The 14,988-nt window shown below is 66.6% G+C and carries 15 protein-coding genes and 1 pseudogene; 11 read left to right on the top strand and 5 right to left on the bottom strand.

What is annotated here, in order from left to right:
* Positions 1-46: 46 nt before the first annotated feature.
* The gene (locus tag L7N97_RS23070) at positions 47-328 is read right to left on the bottom strand and encodes a helix-turn-helix domain-containing protein (RefSeq protein ID WP_237480600.1); all 282 of its coding nucleotides are present in this window, start codon (positions 326-328) and stop codon (positions 47-49) included.
* Between the two features lie 89 nt (positions 329-417).
* Between L7N97_RS23070 and L7N97_RS23065 the strand changes: the two genes are divergently transcribed.
* The 7 genes from L7N97_RS23065 to L7N97_RS23040 are packed head-to-tail and all read left to right on the top strand — an operon-like array spanning position 418 to position 10,485.
* A complete protein-coding gene (locus tag L7N97_RS23065) occupies positions 418-984 on the top strand; it encodes a DUF805 domain-containing protein (protein ID WP_237480599.1) in 567 nt (188 codons plus the stop codon).
* Entirely contained in the window at positions 981-2,174 is a 1,194-nt protein-coding gene (locus tag L7N97_RS23060; protein ID WP_237480598.1) for a hypothetical protein, read from the top strand. The genes L7N97_RS23065 and L7N97_RS23060 overlap by 4 nt, the downstream gene beginning before the upstream one ends.
* Entirely contained in the window at positions 2,174-3,997 is a 1,824-nt protein-coding gene (locus tag L7N97_RS23055) for a hypothetical protein (protein WP_237480597.1), read from the top strand. The genes L7N97_RS23060 and L7N97_RS23055 overlap by 1 nt, the downstream gene beginning before the upstream one ends.
* Positions 3,998-4,038: 41 nt before the next feature.
* On the top strand, positions 4,039-4,236 hold the full coding sequence (locus tag L7N97_RS30600) for a superinfection immunity protein (protein WP_428981020.1): 198 nt from the start codon (positions 4,039-4,041) through the stop codon (positions 4,234-4,236).
* Positions 4,237-4,274: 38 nt separating this feature from the next.
* Positions 4,275-7,685 carry a type I restriction-modification system endonuclease gene (hsdR, locus tag L7N97_RS23050; protein ID WP_237480596.1) on the top strand — a complete coding sequence of 1,137 codons (3,411 nt, stop codon included), beginning with the start codon at positions 4,275-4,277 and terminating at the stop codon, positions 7,683-7,685.
* Complete coding sequence (locus tag L7N97_RS23045) at positions 7,682-9,187, top strand: class I SAM-dependent DNA methyltransferase (RefSeq protein ID WP_237480595.1); 1,506 nt, start codon at positions 7,682-7,684, stop codon at positions 9,185-9,187. Before hsdR ends, L7N97_RS23045 begins: the two co-directional genes overlap by 4 nt.
* Complete coding sequence (locus L7N97_RS23040; RefSeq protein WP_237480594.1) at positions 9,184-10,485, top strand: restriction endonuclease subunit S; 1,302 nt, start codon at positions 9,184-9,186, stop codon at positions 10,483-10,485. Before L7N97_RS23045 ends, L7N97_RS23040 begins: the two co-directional genes overlap by 4 nt.
* Before the next feature lie 24 nt (positions 10,486-10,509).
* Here the strand turns inward: L7N97_RS23040 and L7N97_RS23035 are convergent, their stop codons facing one another.
* Together L7N97_RS23035 and L7N97_RS23030 are read right to left on the bottom strand one after the other, a co-directional pair.
* Positions 10,510-11,055 carry a recombinase family protein gene (locus L7N97_RS23035; RefSeq protein ID WP_237480593.1) on the bottom strand — a complete coding sequence of 182 codons (546 nt, stop codon included), beginning with the start codon at positions 11,053-11,055 and terminating at the stop codon, positions 10,510-10,512.
* 90 nt (positions 11,056-11,145) lie between these two features.
* Complete coding sequence (locus L7N97_RS23030) at positions 11,146-11,598, bottom strand: MarR family winged helix-turn-helix transcriptional regulator (RefSeq protein WP_237480592.1); 453 nt, start codon at positions 11,596-11,598, stop codon at positions 11,146-11,148.
* 131 nt (positions 11,599-11,729) lie between these two features.
* Here L7N97_RS23030 and L7N97_RS23025 point away from each other — a divergent pair, with 131 nt between their 5' ends.
* The 3 genes and pseudogenes from L7N97_RS23025 to L7N97_RS30360 all read left to right on the top strand — a co-directional run.
* Entirely contained in the window at positions 11,730-12,464 is a 735-nt protein-coding gene (locus tag L7N97_RS23025) for a dienelactone hydrolase family protein (RefSeq protein ID WP_237480591.1), read from the top strand.
* Positions 12,465-12,628: 164 nt separating this feature from the next.
* Positions 12,629-12,868, top strand: coding sequence for a hypothetical protein (locus L7N97_RS30365; RefSeq protein WP_309242838.1), 240 nt, complete (start codon positions 12,629-12,631; stop codon positions 12,866-12,868).
* A 15-nt stretch (positions 12,869-12,883) separates the two neighbouring features.
* Positions 12,884-13,342: pseudogene (locus tag L7N97_RS30360) on the top strand (class I SAM-dependent methyltransferase); the annotation flags it as partial.
* A gap of 538 nt (positions 13,343-13,880) precedes the next feature.
* Here L7N97_RS30360 and L7N97_RS23015 read toward each other — a convergent pair.
* Together L7N97_RS23015 and L7N97_RS23010 are read right to left on the bottom strand one after the other, a co-directional pair.
* On the bottom strand, positions 13,881-14,177 hold the full coding sequence (locus L7N97_RS23015; protein ID WP_237480590.1) for a hypothetical protein: 297 nt from the start codon (positions 14,175-14,177) through the stop codon (positions 13,881-13,883).
* A gap of 14 nt (positions 14,178-14,191) precedes the next feature.
* Positions 14,192-14,419: a hypothetical protein gene (locus L7N97_RS23010; RefSeq protein WP_237480589.1), complete on the bottom strand. Its 228-nt coding sequence runs from the start codon at positions 14,417-14,419 to the stop codon at positions 14,192-14,194.
* A 21-nt stretch (positions 14,420-14,440) separates the two neighbouring features.
* On the opposite strand from L7N97_RS23010, the gene L7N97_RS23005 reads away from it, so the two are divergent.
* Positions 14,441-14,980, top strand: coding sequence for a hypothetical protein (locus L7N97_RS23005; protein ID WP_237480588.1), 540 nt, complete (start codon positions 14,441-14,443; stop codon positions 14,978-14,980).
* The last annotated feature ends 8 nt before the right edge of the window (positions 14,981-14,988 follow it).

Below are 14,988 nucleotides of genomic sequence, written 5' to 3'. Positions count from 1 at the left end.
CCAGAGATCGCGGTCAGTCCGGAACATGACTGGGCAAGTCTCACCGCTAGTCGACACGCGGCGCCGGCCGACCAGACTTGCGGCCGGCTCGCAGGGGGCGAGGTGGATCATCACTCTGATCGTGCGCGCGAAGAAGAGTGTCTACTTCGACACCGAGCGCACCTGCCAACCGGTCCAAGACATCTATGGTTGGGTTTACTCTGGCCTGCTCAATATTCGACAGGTAGGGGGCCGCAACTCCTGCATCGACCGCAAGAGCCTCCTGAGACAAACCTCGCGCGACGCGCAGGTGGCGGACATTCCAAGCGAGACGCACCCTTCCGTTCATGCCTCTCAGGCACGTGTGCTGGCTCGCCAAAACCATCGCGCATACGCTAGGTATTACCTCCTGGCGTCCTCGCGTCAGGAAATTTGCCCGTGAGCACGTCTAGCCAGAAGGACCCAGCGATGAACGGCTACCTGAGTGCGATGAGGAGCTACGCCACCTTCCGCGGGCGAGCCTCGCGGGCGGAGTTCTGGCAGTTCACGGTCTTTATGGTGGTTGTGGTGTTCGTTGCCCTCGTCGTCGACGCCGCCTTCGTCAGCGGGCCAGAGAGCCGCTCGCACCTGTTCGCCGGGCTGGTCGTGCTCGCCCACGTGCTGCCCAGCCTCGCAGTCGCGGTGCGGCGCCTCCACGACACCGACCACGCGGGCTGGTTCCTGCTCCTCAACATCATCCCGCTCGTCGGCCTCGTCGTGCTGCTGATCTGGGCCTGCCAAGCCGGTACGCCCGGCCCGAACCAGTACGGGGCGGCCGTCGTGCCGAGCTTGGTGCCGGCTCCGCCCCTCGGTGCCCCTGGTGTCGGCGCCGTGGCCCCGCCCGCCCGGCGCGACGTGCTGGCCGAGATCGAGCGACTGGCACAGTTGCGGGCGAGCGGCAGCCTGACCGAGGCCGAGTTCGCCGCCATGAAGGCGCGGGTGCTGGCCGACGGAGCGGGCGCATGAGCGCGTCCACCAGAGCGCGGCATCTCTGCACTACTTCCCTGATCGGTTCGGCACTCGCCGGCATGGTCGCCGTGACCGGGCGCGCGCAGCCGGTCCCATCCGATGGTCCTTCGGCGTCGATGACGTGCCCACCCGTCTTTCAGAGCGGGCCGGCCCAGAGAGCTGCCGTCGGGTTGGTGAGGCGGCTCGAACCGCAGGTCGCCACGCTCGGCGCGGCCTCGGCTGTCACCGTCGTCGGGCGCGAACTCGGGAGCGCCTTGCGACGGGAGCTGCCCTCGGGCGACTACCTCGCCAACCAGCGCGCGATCGGCGCGGTGGACAGGAGCACGATCGCGCTCTGCTTCCCGCGCCTCGGTGCCCTTATCGCCGAGATGGACCGGCAAGGCACGGACAGCTCTCGCTACGCCGCGGCACAGCAGGCAGCCACGCTCCGACGTCAGCAGGATATCGAGGCCGCGGCCGAGCGGGACCGGCAAGCGGAGCAGGACCGCCAGCGAAGAGAGGATGCGCGAGTCGCCGCGCAAGTCGCGGCTGCCGAGCGGCAGGAGGCGGAGGAAGAAGGTCGACGGCGTGCCGCCCCGGTCGAGGTGCCGCATCCGTTGCCCGATAGGAACGCCGCTTTCGAGGAGGCGCGCCGAGCGCGAGACGCCTTGCTCCACCCGGCGGGGGACGAGGAAGCGAAGGCGCGGGCCAACTTCTTTGCCCACAGCGTGCCGACCCCGCCCGTTCCCGGCGCCAGTCAAACTGGAGAGCCGAATCCGTGGGCGGAGGCCCTGAAACAGCTCATGACGCCGCCGCCCGACGCGGACCAGCCCGGGGGACGGCTCGTCGGCGCCTATCGGGACTACATCGCGGTGCGCCGCTGCTTCGACAGCCGCAGCAGTTTCGCCGCCGTCTACGTGACGCCGGCGGAGCTCGACGCCGCGAAGGCGCAGGTGAAGGCAATCGAGGACGAGCTGCTGAAGCAGACTCCCGGCCTCGACAAGGACGAACGCTGGGCGACCGCCAACCGCCTGAACGGGGAGGTGCAGCGCAATCTCATCGTCCGGATGGACCCCGGCCAGCAGGCTGTGGCGCGGGGCGAGTACACGGCAGAGGGGCGGGCGATCTGCCGGTCGGCGGTGACGGGGCTGCGCGACGACTACGAGAAGATCGACCCCACCGCGAAAAATCTGCGAAAGGATTTCTGATGCGGGCCACACGCATCGATCGCCCGCCTCAGCCCGATCGCGCGCCCGGCCGCCGGGGGCGCTGTGGGCCGCTCTTTCTCGTAGCCGTGCTGGGCGGCGCTAGCCTCACGCTCGCGTCGCTCAGCGCTCCGGCGGCGGCCCAGGTGGTGACCAGCACCGCACCGTCCGGCTCGGCCGGTTCGCCCTGCACGGCCGGTCAGACCTGCACCTACCCGGACCCGATCTTCGCCTGTGATTATGCCTCGGCCGAACGCATCGCCGCGGCCGGGCCGGCCGCCGGGCGCGACCTGGGCCTCACTCTCGTGCACGCAAGGAGCTGTCAGATCGCACCCGCTGGGCTGCCGGTCAAAGCCGAGGCGACGCAGTCCGCGCGGGTGCTCTACCTGACGAACGCGGGGAAGCACCTCGGCTACCTGCCGGTTGATGTCTTCGCGCCCGCGGGCAGCGCGACCCTGACGAGCTGTCAGGATGTCGCCTTCTGCGCCGTGCGCTCGGGCGCGCCGGCTTGGGCCTGCCCCAAGCCGGGAGCCCTGACGTTGCCGACCACCGAGGCGAAAGGCGGCGCAGGCTGTATCACGGTCGAGGCGGGCAACACCGGTGAAGTCGTCCAGGGGGCATCGGACGTGGAGCCGATCGGGATCCTGTTCGGCAGCGGCACAGACTATCGGCCGAGCTATTTCGTCGCCCGTGCGGATCTCTCTGCCGTCGCTATCCCCTCCCGGCCGACGCCCTTCGACCGGGGCTGGTGCAAGCCGGGCGACACCTGTGTGACGAGTGCGCCGGCCCTGTTCTGCCCGGATCGAGCCACGGAGGAGCGCCTGCTGGCCCTGCCGGCGGGTGAAGCGAGCCGGACGGAGGTGTTGATGGAGGCGGGCTGTCGCCGCCTGCTGCGGGGCAACCCGCTCACGCCAGCCGAGCTGCCCGCCGCGGGCGGTCCGGCCCGGCTCGTGCCCGTCACCCACCCGGTCCTGAAGAAGGGCTGGGTCAGCGCCGACGCCTTCGGCGCGGTCGCGCTCGCGCCGCCCCTGCGCTACACCCGGCGCCTCGCCGACCTGACGGTCCTCAACCTGAAGGGGCCGAATCTCGCCGCAGTGCGGCTGGCGGGCCAGGGCACGCGCGAGGCCGTCGGCGACTTCCAGGTGACCCGGCAGGAGCAGATCGCCTTCTGTCAGCGGTTGCAGGATGCGGGCACTCGGGTCGACCTTGAGATTTGTGCGGCGCAGGCGCCGGCCACGACGCGGCGGTTCGCCGCCGACTGCGGGCGACGGCTGCTCAGCTTCGGCGGCGGTCGCTACCAGCTCGTCGAGAAGGTGGACCAAGGCCCGCCCGACCAGGATCTCGACCCGGATCACCACTGGGCCTTCCGCGACCTCGGTTACGGCTCCGACCTGACCGCGACCGCCCCGATCTTCGAGCCGCTAGAGAGCGCCTTCAACGCGCTCTGCCCCGGAGCGGACCCCGAGGTGTCGTCCAGCCTCGCCTATCGCGATCCGCAGGCCGCGTTCCCGCGCGAGTTGGCCGGGCGCTGGTTCGACGACCGCCGGGCCTGCCGTGATCCGGGGCGGAACGGCGAGGACTACGATGAGCACGCCGTCATGGTGATCGCGCCCGCGGGGCGGACGGGCAATCGCGAGTTCGAGTTTCCGGAGCGGGCCAACGCCGTGCGCCGGGTTGGCCCCGGCTCGTGGCAGATCGACAGCTCGCACACCGTCGACGGGCTCGACCCGCCCGAGATCCTCAGCACGGCGACTTACATGCTGACCCGCGATGAGCTCACGCTGACGCGGGAGGGAGCAGCCTCGAAGTGGGTCCGGTGCCGGTAAGATAGTCGTAGGGAATCGACAGCAGCGCAGTCGGGCGCGGCGTGCTAACGACCAAGATCGCCTTCCTTATCTGTCTGGCAACCGGAGTCGCTGCACTCTGGTCGCTGTTCCTGCTTCCGTCGCTCGTCGCCTTCCAGCGCCGCCACTTGCAGCGTTGGGCCGTTTTCGGCCTCAACCTGCTGCTCGGCGCGACAGGGGGTACACCCGTTCGCGTTGCGGATCGCGTCGCTCGGCTTTAACGTCAAGCTCAAGGGGCGGTCCGCTGATGGGAGCGAGCGTGGAAGCGGTTGCGACGGCGAACTTCGATTTCCTGCGCCCGCACGACCTCAACCTCGTGCGCCTCGGCGGGTTGGCCGAGCGCTACTTCCGCGATGATCCCTCGACGGCGCTCTTCAAGTTGCGCCAGTTCGCGGAAATTCTTGCCAAGCTGATCGCCGCCCATCACGCGGTCTACCTCGGCGAGCGCGAGGGCCTCGACGATCTACTGCGGCGCCTCGCTTACGAGCGGATCATCCCTCGCGAGGTCGCCAGCGTCTTCCATGTCCTGCGCAAGGTCGGCAACGCCGCCGCGCACGAGGCGAAGGGTGGCCATGCCGAGGCGCTCTCAGCCCTGAAATTTGCCCGCGAACTCGGCATCTGGTTTCATCGTGCCTACGCCAAAGAGCCGAACTTCCGCGCCGGCGTTTTCGTGCCCCCACCCGAGCCGGTAGACGCAACTGCCACGCTGAGGGCCGAGATCGCGGCCCTGCAACAACGTCTCACCGACAGTGAGGGCGAGGTAGCTCTCGCCCAGCAGCGCGCCAACGCCGAAGCCCGCGAGCGCGAGTCGTTATCCGAGCGTTTAGCCCGCGAGGCGGTCGAGCGGGCGCTCTGGGAACAGTTGGCGCAGGAGAGTGAGGCGGCCAAGGTCGAAATCGCTGCTCGTCTCGCGTCGCTTCAGACGCAGGCCGAGCAGGCCCCGCGCGCCGAGGTCCTCGATCTTGTCACCCGCTCCGAGGCGGCCGCTCAGCACATCGATCTAGACGAGGCCGATACTCGGACGCTCATCGACGCCCAGCTTCGCAACCGGGGCTGGGAGGCCGACACCCGCAGTCTGCGTCATAGTGCCGGCACCCGGCCCGTTAAGGGGCGCAACCTTGCCATCGCGGAGTGGCCGACCGCCAACGGGCCGGCCGACTACGCCTTCTTTGTCGGGACCACCCTTGTCAGCCTCGTCGAAGCCAAACGGCGGCGTCGTTCCGTCTCTGCCGCCATCGATCAGGCGGAAGGCTATGCGCGGGGCCTCACTGGCATCGAGGGTAGCTCGCTCGTGCCGGGCGCTCCGTGGGGTGACGGGCTCGCCGTCCCGTTCGTCTTCGCCGCCAACGGTCGACCGTACCTGCGCCAACTCGAGACCGCCTCGGGCATCTGGTTTCGCGACACGCGCCGGCCGACCAATCTTCGCCGGGCGCTCACCGACTGGCCGACTCCCGATGGGCTTGTCTCCCGCCTTGAGGTTGACGAGGATGCTGCGAGCACTGCGCTCGCCCATCAGCCGATGGAGTTCGGCTTTGCGCTCCGCCCTTACCAGCGCGCGGCCATTCACGCCGTCGAGGCGGCGCTCGTCGAGGGTCGGCGGGCGATGCTGGTTGCTATGGCGACGGGTACGGGCAAGACCAAGCTCGCCATCGCGCTGCTTTATCGTCTGCTCGCCGCCAAGCGCTTTCGGCGGGTCTGTTTCGTGGTGGACCGCTCGGCGCTGGGTGACCAAACCGAGGGCGAGTTCTCGACCACCAAGGTTGTCGGAGCCAAGACCTTCGCCGATACTTTCGGACTCAAGGGCCTCGGCGACGTCCAGCCTGATGACTCCACACGGGTGCACATCTGCACCATCCAGGGCCTCGTGCGCCGCGTCCTGCTGGCCACCGACCCGGCCGATATACCGCCCGTCGATCAGTATGACCTCCTCGTCGTGGACGAGTGCCACCGCGGCTACCTGCTTGACCGCGAACTCTCCGAGGCGGAGCTGACCTTCCGGGGACAGGAGGACTACGTCTCGAAGTACCGGCGCGTGCTCGACCATTTCGACGCGGTCAAGATCGGCCTGACCGCCACGCCGGCGTTGCACACGACCGAGATCTTTGGCGAGCCAATCTTCCGCTACGGCTACCGGGCGGCGGTGATCGATGGCTACCTCAATGATCACGAGCCGCCGATCAGGATCGAGACCGCGCTCGCGCGCGCCGGCATCCATTTCGGCAAGGCCGACCAGTACGAACTTCTGAACACGACGACAGGGGAGATCGATCTCGCGCACGCTCCGGACGAGCTGCGCTTCGAGGTGGAGCAGTTTAACCGCGCGGTGGTGACCGAGCCGTTCAACCGGGCGGTGGCCGAAGAACTGACCCGGCACATCGACCCGGCGCTGCCCGGTAAGACCCTGATCTTCGCCGCTAGCGACCTGCACGCCGACCTCGTCGTCACCTGCATCAAGGACGCGATGCGCGACGCCTACGGTGAGATCGACGATGGAGCGGTGAAGAAGATCACGGCCAAGACGAGCGACAACCCGCGCGAGGTCAGGAAACTTATCCGTTCCTTCCGCAACGACGCCAGCCCGAAGATCGCCGTCACCGTTGACCTGCTCACCACCGGCGTCGATGTGCCGGCGATCACCAACCTCGTTTTTCTGCGCCGGGTGAACTCGCGCATCCTCTACGACCAGATGATCGGGCGGGCGACGCGGCTGTGCCCCGAAATCGGCAAGGAGGCGTTCCGCGTTTTCGACGCGGTAGACCTCTATCGCCACCTTCAGGACCTCACCGACATGAAGCCGGTGGTGGTTAACCCAGCGATTTCCTTCGAACAGCTTCTCGCCGAACTCGGTCGTGCTGAGACACAAGAGCAGCGCGATGCGATTCGGGGTCAACTGGTCGTCAAGCTGCGCCGCCGGCTCAAGCACCTGCCCGAAGCCGCGCGCGAGCGTGTGGCGGCGCTGGCCGGCGAGGCCTCTGAGGCGCTGTTGGCGCGCCTGCACGGGGCTTCGGGCGAGGATTTAGTGACTTGGGCACGCCAGAGCGCCGCGCTCGGCCCGGTCCTCGATGGTGAGGGCGAGGGCGGGCTGCCGGTGCTGGTGCCGATCTCGACTCACCCGGACGCGGTGGTCGCGGTCTCGCGCGGTTACGGACCTGGCCAGCAACGGCCCGAGGACTTTCTGGACGGGTTCATCGCCTTCGTGCGCGGCAACGTCAACACCATCGCGGCGCTCACCGTCGTGGTCCAGCGCCCGCGTGACCTGACCCGCGCGCAGCTCCGGGAACTGAGGGCCGAACTCGACGGACGCGGCTTCTCGGAAGCCAGCCTCAAGCGGGCGTGGACTGACGCCAAGAACGAGGAAATCGCTGCATCGATTATCGGCTTTGTGCGGCAGGCCGCCCTCGGAGACCCGCTCGTGCCCTATGCTGACCGGGTGCGGACCGCCATGAACCGCATCCTCGCGAGCCGGCCGTGGACGGAGCCGCAGCGCAAGTGGCTGCGCCGCATCGGTGAGCAGGTCGCGGCCGAGATCGTGGTAGATCGTGACGCGCTCGACTCGGGTCAGTTCCAAGCCGATGGCGGCGGGTTCGCACGCTTGAACCGCGTGTTTTCCGGCGAGCTTGAGCGCGTGCTCGCCGACGTCAACGAGGAACTCTGGAAGCAGGCCGGATGATCAGCCCACAAAGCCCCACCACCACCGACATCGTCGCCAAGCTCTGGTCGCTCTGCCACGTGCTGCGCGACGACGGGATCACCTACAACGAATACGTCACGGAGCTGACCTATCTGCTTTTCCTCAAGATGATGGCCGAGGTGCGCGGTGGAGACGGAGCTCTGCGCGAGGCTCGGCTTCCCGAGGGCTGCCGCTGGGGCGATCTTGCCCGGCGCGAGGGTGAAGAGCAACTGACTTCCTACCGCAGGATGTTGGTCGAACTCGGCGATCCGACGCGGGCAGCCGACGATCTCGTGCGGGCGATCTTCGCTGACGCTCAGACCCGGCTGAGGAAGCCCACGAACTTGAAGGCGCTCACGTCCGCCATCGACCGGTTGGACTGGTACTCGGCGCGCGAGGAGGGCCTCGGTAACCTCTACGAGGGTCTGCTTGAGAAGAATGCGGCCGAGAAGAAATCTGGAGCGGGGCAGTACTTCACCCCGCGTCCGCTCATCGACTGCATCGTCCGGCTCATGAGACCCCGCGCGGGCGAAGTAGTGCAAGACCCGGCCGCCGGCACGGGTGGTTTCCTGGTCGCGGCCGACCAGTACGTGAAGGCGGCTACCGACGATCTATACACGTTGCCGGAAGCTCGGCAGTTTTTCCAGCGCCACGGTGCGTTCCACGGCGCAGAGCTGGTGCCCGACACGCATCGGCTCTGCCTCATGAACCTGATGCTGCACGGCATCGAGGGCGGGGTGATGAGCGCCGACACGCTCTCGCCTGACGGCGAAGGGCTGAAGAGCGCGGACCTGATTCTGTCAAACCCGCCCTTCGGCACGAAGAAGGGCGGCGGGCGGCCAACGCGCACGGACTTCTCGGTTACAGCCGACACCTCGAACAAGCAGCTAGCTTTCGTCGAGCACATCGTGCGGGCGTTGAAGCCCGGCGGCCGAGCAGCCGTCGTGGTTCCCGATAATGTGCTGTTCGAGGACAACACGGGCCGCCGACTGCGGACGTGGCTCATGGAGCTATGCGACCTGCACACGATCCTGCGCCTACCGACCGGCATCTTTTACGCGCAGGGCGTGAAAACCAACGTCTTGTTTTTGCGACGCGGCACGACGGACCGGGGCAGCACGAAGGCTGTGTGGGTCTACGACCTGCGCGCCGATCAGCCTGCCTACGGCAAGACACGCCCGCTGACCGTGACGGACTTCGCAGCCTTCGAGGCCGTCTACGGCGATGACCCGAACGGTGGGGCGGTGCGCCGGGACGAGGGCGAGGCTGGTCGATTCCGCTGCTTCACGCGCGAGCAGGTCGCGGCGCGCAACGACAACCTCGACATTGCGTGGCTGCGCGACACGGAGGCTGACGCCGAGGAGGGGCTGACTGAGCCTGAGGACATCGCGGCGGCGATCATTGGGCACCTGCGCGCCGCGCTCGCCGACATCGAGGCGCTGTCGGATGAGGTGGAGAGCGACGAGCAGCCGGTTGCGATGCTGCCGGAGGCAGCGGAATGAGTGACCTACCTCTAGGCTGGACCACCACCCGGTTTGAAGCTGTCGCCGATATACAACTCGGAAAGATGCTCGACAAAGCCAAGAACTCGGGCGATCCTACACCCTATCTGCGCAACATCAACGTAAGATGGGGCGAGATGGATACCTCGCACGTTCTAACTATGCCAATGTCGTTTGAGGAGCGGGCGAAGTTCTCCATCCGCGATGGCGATGTGCTTGTTTGCGAGGGGGGCGAGCCGGGCCGAGCGGCGGTGTGGCGGTCAGGCCCGACCGATCTTAAGTTCCAGAAAGCCATTCTGCGTGTACGTACGGAAGAGGGCATTAGCCCGGACTGGCTCGCTCGGTATCTCTGGCTCATGGCTCGGGACGGCACGCTGCAGGACCATTTCACTGGCACGACGATTAAGCATCTGCCGCGTGAGGCTCTCCAGAACATATCCCTTCCCCTGCCGCCGAGCGGAGAACAGCGCCGGATCGGCGCCAAGATTGACAGTTTATCGGCTAGATCGAAGCGAGCTCGCGACCAGCTCGACCACGTGGCGAGGCTGGTCGAGAAGTATAAGAAAGCAATCTTGAAAGCTGCTTTCAATGGCGACCTGACCGAAAATTGGCGATTCAACAATCCGCAGCCAACATGGTCTATAGTCACGATTGCCGAAGCGGCTGAAAATTTGGATGGTCGCAGGATTCCGATCCGCGCATCAGAGCGCGCAACTCGGAGGGGCACATACCCTTATTATGGAGCTTCCGGAATAATTGATAGTATAGATGATTTTTTGTTTGATGGCGAGTATGTATTGATTGGAGAGGATGGAGCTAATCTTCTGTCCAGAAGTACGCCCATAGCCTTCCTTGCCAAGGATCGGTTTTGGGTGAACAACCATGCGCATGTTCTTCGTGCTCACGTATCATGCTCGAATGCATGGTTGGCTTGGTTCCTCAACTCGATAGATCTCTCGCCATATGTCACGGGCTCCGCACAGCCGAAGCTAACTCAGGCGGCGTTAAACCGTATCAAAGTTCCCTTGCCGCAGCTTCGCGAGCAGGCGAAGGTTTTGAGCCGCATCGAGACCGCTTTGGCTTGGATCGACCGCCTCGCCGCCGAGGCCACCAGCGCCCGCAAGCTCATCGCTCACTTAGATCGGGCCGTTCTCGCGCAGGCATTCCGGGGCGAGCTTGTGCCGCAAGACTCGGCTGACGAACCTGCGAGTGCTCTACTAAAACGGATCACAGGCACGAGGGACAAAGCCCCAGCGGGAAGGCGTCGCAGTCGCCCTCCTCAGTCGGCCCTGCTCTGATGGTCTTCCTCAACCCTCAGAACTTCACCGTTCTTGCAGCACGCGATAAACTTGCATGCGCGAGCAGCCGACTTCCCGGGCGATGACAGCGGGGCCGCTGCCAGCCGCGTGCAGCGCCCTGATGCGCTCGCGGTCGAGGCGCCGCTTGCCGCCGGCGTAAGCGCCCTCGCTCTTTGCCCGCGCGATGCCCTCGCGCTGCCGTTCCCGGATGAAGCGGCGCTCCATCTGGGCGACCATGCCGAGGACGGTAAGGACGAGGTGGCCCATCTCGCCGCGCGTCGAGACGTGCGGGTCGAGCACGGTGACGAAGGCGCCGCGCTGCTCGGCTTCATGGATCAAATTGAGGACGTCGCGGGTGTCGCGCCCGAGCCGGTCGAGGCGGGTCACCACCAGCTCATCGCCAGGGCGCAGAAACTCCAGCACGGTCGCCAACTCGGTGCGGCCGTCACGGCTGCCACCCGACACCTTCTCCGAGCGGATCACCCCGCAACCTTCGGCTTTGAGCTTGGCGAGCTGGCCGTCGAGGTCCTGGTCGAGCGTGCTGACGCGGGCGTAACCGATGCGGGCCATGGTTTGTCACCTCAGGGTATAGGCCCACCACACAAACCACACCGGCAATAGGCGGCGTCAACCCGCTCCGGCCGGCCATCACGTCGTCGGTCAGGGGCGAGCCGCCGTCAGGCGGTCGAGGTTGGCGAGGAGCCGCGTGAGTAGGTCAATGAACTCCTGGACCTCGGCTTCGGTGAACCCGGTTAGTGCATCGCTGCTGCCCTGGACCAGGACGGCGATCGCCTCCGGCAGGCGTGCGAGCGCCGCCGCCGTCAGCGCCACGCGCTGGCTGCGGCCGTCCTTCGGATGCGGTGTCCGGCGGATGAGGCCGTCCCGCTCCATTCGGCCGAGCATCTGCGCCATGGGCGGCTGCTCAATCCGCGCGAAGCGGGCCAAGTCGCGTTGCGTGCTGGCGTCTCCATCCCGCAGGGCGACTAGGACCGGCAGGTGGCCGACACCGAAGCCGAGAGGCTTCAACCTCGCCTCGCTCAGGCGCGCGAACCCACGGGCTGCGAGGCTAACGAGGTGCCCCGGCGTCCTCAAGACGTTCTCACCCTCGCCCATGTGTCCTTGCTCTCATCCCGGCCATCAGCTAACGGATACATATCTACATATATAAATGAAGGCCGTCGCTCCTTTGACCACGACGCCGCCAGCCACTCTCCCCGCACCCGCTCGCTCTAGAGGCTGCCCCGATGCCGCGTGAAGATGTCGTGCTCACCACCCCGGACGGTCGCTGTCCGACCTCCGTGTTCACCGCCGAGGCGCATGAGACCGCACCCGCCATCATCTTCTTCATGGACGCGGGCGGCATCCGTCCGGCCGTGTTCGCCATGGCGCAGCGGCTGGCCGACGCCGGCTATCTCGTGCTCGTGCCGGACCTCTTCTACCGCTACGGCGCTTACGGCCCCTTCGACCCGGTCGAGGTGCTGCGGGGCGACTTCCGCGCGGTGCTCGGCCCCCTGATGGCGACCACCGGCAATGCGAAGGCCGCGCAGGACGCCGGTGCCGTCCTCACCTACCTCGACACGCGCCGCGACGTGGAGGGATCGAAGGTGGGCGCCGTCGGCTTCTGCATGGGCGGCGGCATGGCCATCGCCGCCGCCGGGACGCATCCGGAGCGGTTCGCTGCCGTCGCGAGCCTCCACGGCGGCAACCTCGCCACCGACGCGCCGGACAGCCCGCACACCTACGCGCCGCAGCTCGCCGCGAGCCTGTACATCGCGGCCGCGACGAACGATGCCAGCTACCCGCCCGCGATGGCCGAGCGGCTGGAGACGGCGCTGCGCGAGGCCGGCGTCCCGTTCCAGGCCGAAACCTACCCGGCCCCCCATGGCTGGATGAACCCCGACTTCCCCGTCTACGACGAGGCCGCCGCAGAGCGTGGGTGGCGGGAGATGCTGGCGTTCTTCGAGCGCGAGCTGCGGTGAGGCGGGAAATCTCTCGGCCTGCGCGTGATGACACCCCGGAGCGAGCCGCGAACGGGCCTCGTCGAACAGATCGTCGACCCGGTCGGCTGACGTCACGGCCCGCCGGCTCAGCGCCGGCTTCCATGCCCCGCCAGACGGGCGTAGGGTCAGCCACGAGGAGAGACATGCCGATGCCGCCTGAGGATGCAACGGGCGCCCTGGATTTCGTCGCCGCCTTCAACGATCCCGTGGCCGTCGCGAAGTACGCGGAGGGGCCGCGCCGTTACGTGCCGGGCTTCGACGCCCTCCACCGGATGACGAGCCTGCTGTTGGCCGAAGGCACGCCAGAGGACGCCCGGGTCCTCGTGCTCGGCGCCGGCGGCGGCCTGGAACTCGACGTGTTGGCCGAGGCGCACCCCGGTTAGACCTTCGTCGGCGTCGACCCGGCGCGGGAGATGCTGCGGGAGGCAGAACGGGTGCTCGGCCCCGCCATGGAGCGGGTGACGCTGGTCGAGGGGTACATCGAGGCCGCGCCGGCCGGCCTCTTCGATGCCGCGACCTGCCTGCTGACCCTGCACTTCCTGGAGGCCGCCGAACGCGAGACGACCGTGCAGGCCATCCACCGCCGGCTGCGGTCGGGCGCGCCGTTCGTCGCGGCGCACGGCAGCTTCCCCCAGGGCGACGGGGCGCGCTCGCGCTGGCTCGCCCGCTACGAGGCTTTTGCCGTCGCGTCGGGGGCCGATCCCGAGCAGCCTGGAAAGGCCCGTGCTGCGGTCGACGCGCACTTGCCCGCCCTCACGCCCGAGGACGATGCGGCAATCCTAGCCCATGCCGGCTTCCACGACGTTGAGCTGTTCTACGCCGCCTTCACATGGCGGGGGTGGGTGGCCCGGGCCTGAGCGACGGCGCCGGGCGTCACATCGGGGTTTAGGCCCGACGCGGGCCGCGTCACGTGACTCGCATCAGCCACCCAGGAGTGACGCCAGCTCCAGCGCTCGGCGTGACGTCACGCTGGGGTATACCCTGAGGTGCTCAATCGGAGTGCGCCGTTCCTCACCTCGTTCGCTGTGAAAGGGTCAGTGGAATGAACTCTGGGAAAAATTCAACGATCTGGATACCATTGGCACTCGGCGCAGCCGGTGTGCTTTTAGGTCTCGCACTTGCAAAATTTTGGGCCACCCTTCCTGAATGGGCGTCCGTAGTCGGGGTGATCGTCGCGATCCTACTTGTCGCATGGGCCATATACCTCGCCTACCAAAGAAAGCAGGAAGACCGTCTCCAAGGCGGTGCAGGTGGCCGCGCCTCGGCGTTCGGAGTGGATAGTGAAGCAACGGGCGGAAGCGGTGGAGACGCAGGGTGGGGCGATGGAGGTGCCGGAGGTTCAGCGATTGCCAAAGGCAAGCGATCTATCGCTCGCGGAGGAGATGGTGGACGGGGCTAAAGCTCCGCGCTGGAAGAGCTACGCTGGCTAGTTGGCTCCGCAAAGTGCTTCAGCAACAGGCCGGCTAAGTCCACGGCCATTTCTGGCGTGAGTGTCACAGCATGAGTGTATACAGGTTCTCTTCCCCCTGCGGCATCGATCCTTGGCCCAGCATTCCCGAAGGCGATGCGAACGAAATCATTCGACTCGCGCGTGAAGACAAACGTTGTAGCCGCAAACTCAGCCATGCCGGGCCGAAAGACCGCTTGCCATACTCGGAGCGACAGGCCATCCACGATCTGGTTTTCATCCATCGAACGTGATCTCCTTAAAGAGTAAGCTTATGGTCAGGCAGAAGGCTTCCGGTGGGCGTGGCGGTGATGCTAGCGTAACCGGAGATGATAGCTCTGCGGAAGGCGGCTCCGGCGGTGATGCCGTTTTCGGCAAGGGCGGCGATGGTGGTCAAGCGACCGTCGCCGCTGACCGAAGTCTCGCTCTTGGTGGACGGGGTGGGCGTGGTGGCATCGGTCCGGGAGGAAGAGGCGGTGATGGTCACGTCCTTCCCGTGGGTACTTGCTTGGATGAGCATGCAAACAGTGACAAACTCGACCCGCCGATTGGGCCGGGTGACACCCATATCTCGATTGATGGCAAAATTATTCTGCTGGCGCGTGGCGGTCAGAATGGTGGCGAGAGTGGAAAAGGTGGGGACGGCTTTGCCGTTGGTGACAATTCGTTTTCGGCCGGTGGTCAGGGCGGAGAATCCTCACAGCCAGGAGGTCGCGGGGGACGTGGAGGTCGCGCACACATGCCGGATGATCTCGCGGGTCTCCTCGGCTCTCGGCGGCGTGCGCATATGCGTTGGCCCTACTATGAAGCGGTGACGGAGCCGGGGCGTGGCGGGGACGCGCCAGATACTCCTCAGTATAAGGCACGGAGGCTGATCGTCGAGGAATTGAAGAAACGCTACTTTGCGAATCGGGGTTTACCCCTTTATGAGGTCTGGTGGGATCGCGAGGTGGTTTCACTCGCATGGATCAACGAGCAGCTTGAAGTAGGAGGGCACCGGTGGCGCGCCAGTGTACTTGATGACGAGTATGAATTCATTGATGACTAGTATTCAAT

The organism is Lichenibacterium dinghuense (assembly GCF_021730615.1).
Taxonomy (GTDB): Bacteria; Pseudomonadota; Alphaproteobacteria; order Rhizobiales; family Beijerinckiaceae; genus Lichenihabitans; species Lichenihabitans dinghuensis.
This window is presented reverse-complemented; position numbering and strand designations above follow the sequence as displayed.

Excerpts from the sequence above, each read along its gene's own strand:
- L7N97_RS23070 (WP_237480600.1), bottom strand. The coding sequence starts at position 328 with ATGAACGGAAGGGTGCGTCTCGCTTGGAATGTCCGCCACCTGCGCGTC.
- L7N97_RS23060 (WP_237480598.1), top strand. The coding sequence starts at position 981 with ATGAGCGCGTCCACCAGAGCGCGGCATCTCTGCACTACTTCCCTGATC.
- L7N97_RS23055 (WP_237480597.1), top strand. The coding sequence starts at position 2,174 with ATGCGGGCCACACGCATCGATCGCCCGCCTCAGCCCGATCGCGCGCCC.
- L7N97_RS23045 (WP_237480595.1), top strand. The coding sequence starts at position 7,682 with ATGATCAGCCCACAAAGCCCCACCACCACCGACATCGTCGCCAAGCTC.
- L7N97_RS23040 (WP_237480594.1), top strand. The coding sequence starts at position 9,184 with ATGAGTGACCTACCTCTAGGCTGGACCACCACCCGGTTTGAAGCTGTC.
- L7N97_RS23035 (WP_237480593.1), bottom strand. The coding sequence starts at position 11,055 with ATGGCCCGCATCGGTTACGCCCGCGTCAGCACGCTCGACCAGGACCTC.
- L7N97_RS23030 (WP_237480592.1), bottom strand. The coding sequence starts at position 11,598 with ATGGGCGAGGGTGAGAACGTCTTGAGGACGCCGGGGCACCTCGTTAGC.
- L7N97_RS23025 (WP_237480591.1), top strand. The coding sequence starts at position 11,730 with ATGCCGCGTGAAGATGTCGTGCTCACCACCCCGGACGGTCGCTGTCCG.
- L7N97_RS30365 (WP_309242838.1), top strand. The coding sequence starts at position 12,629 with ATGCCGATGCCGCCTGAGGATGCAACGGGCGCCCTGGATTTCGTCGCC.
- L7N97_RS23015 (WP_237480590.1), bottom strand. The coding sequence starts at position 14,177 with ATGGATGAAAACCAGATCGTGGATGGCCTGTCGCTCCGAGTATGGCAA.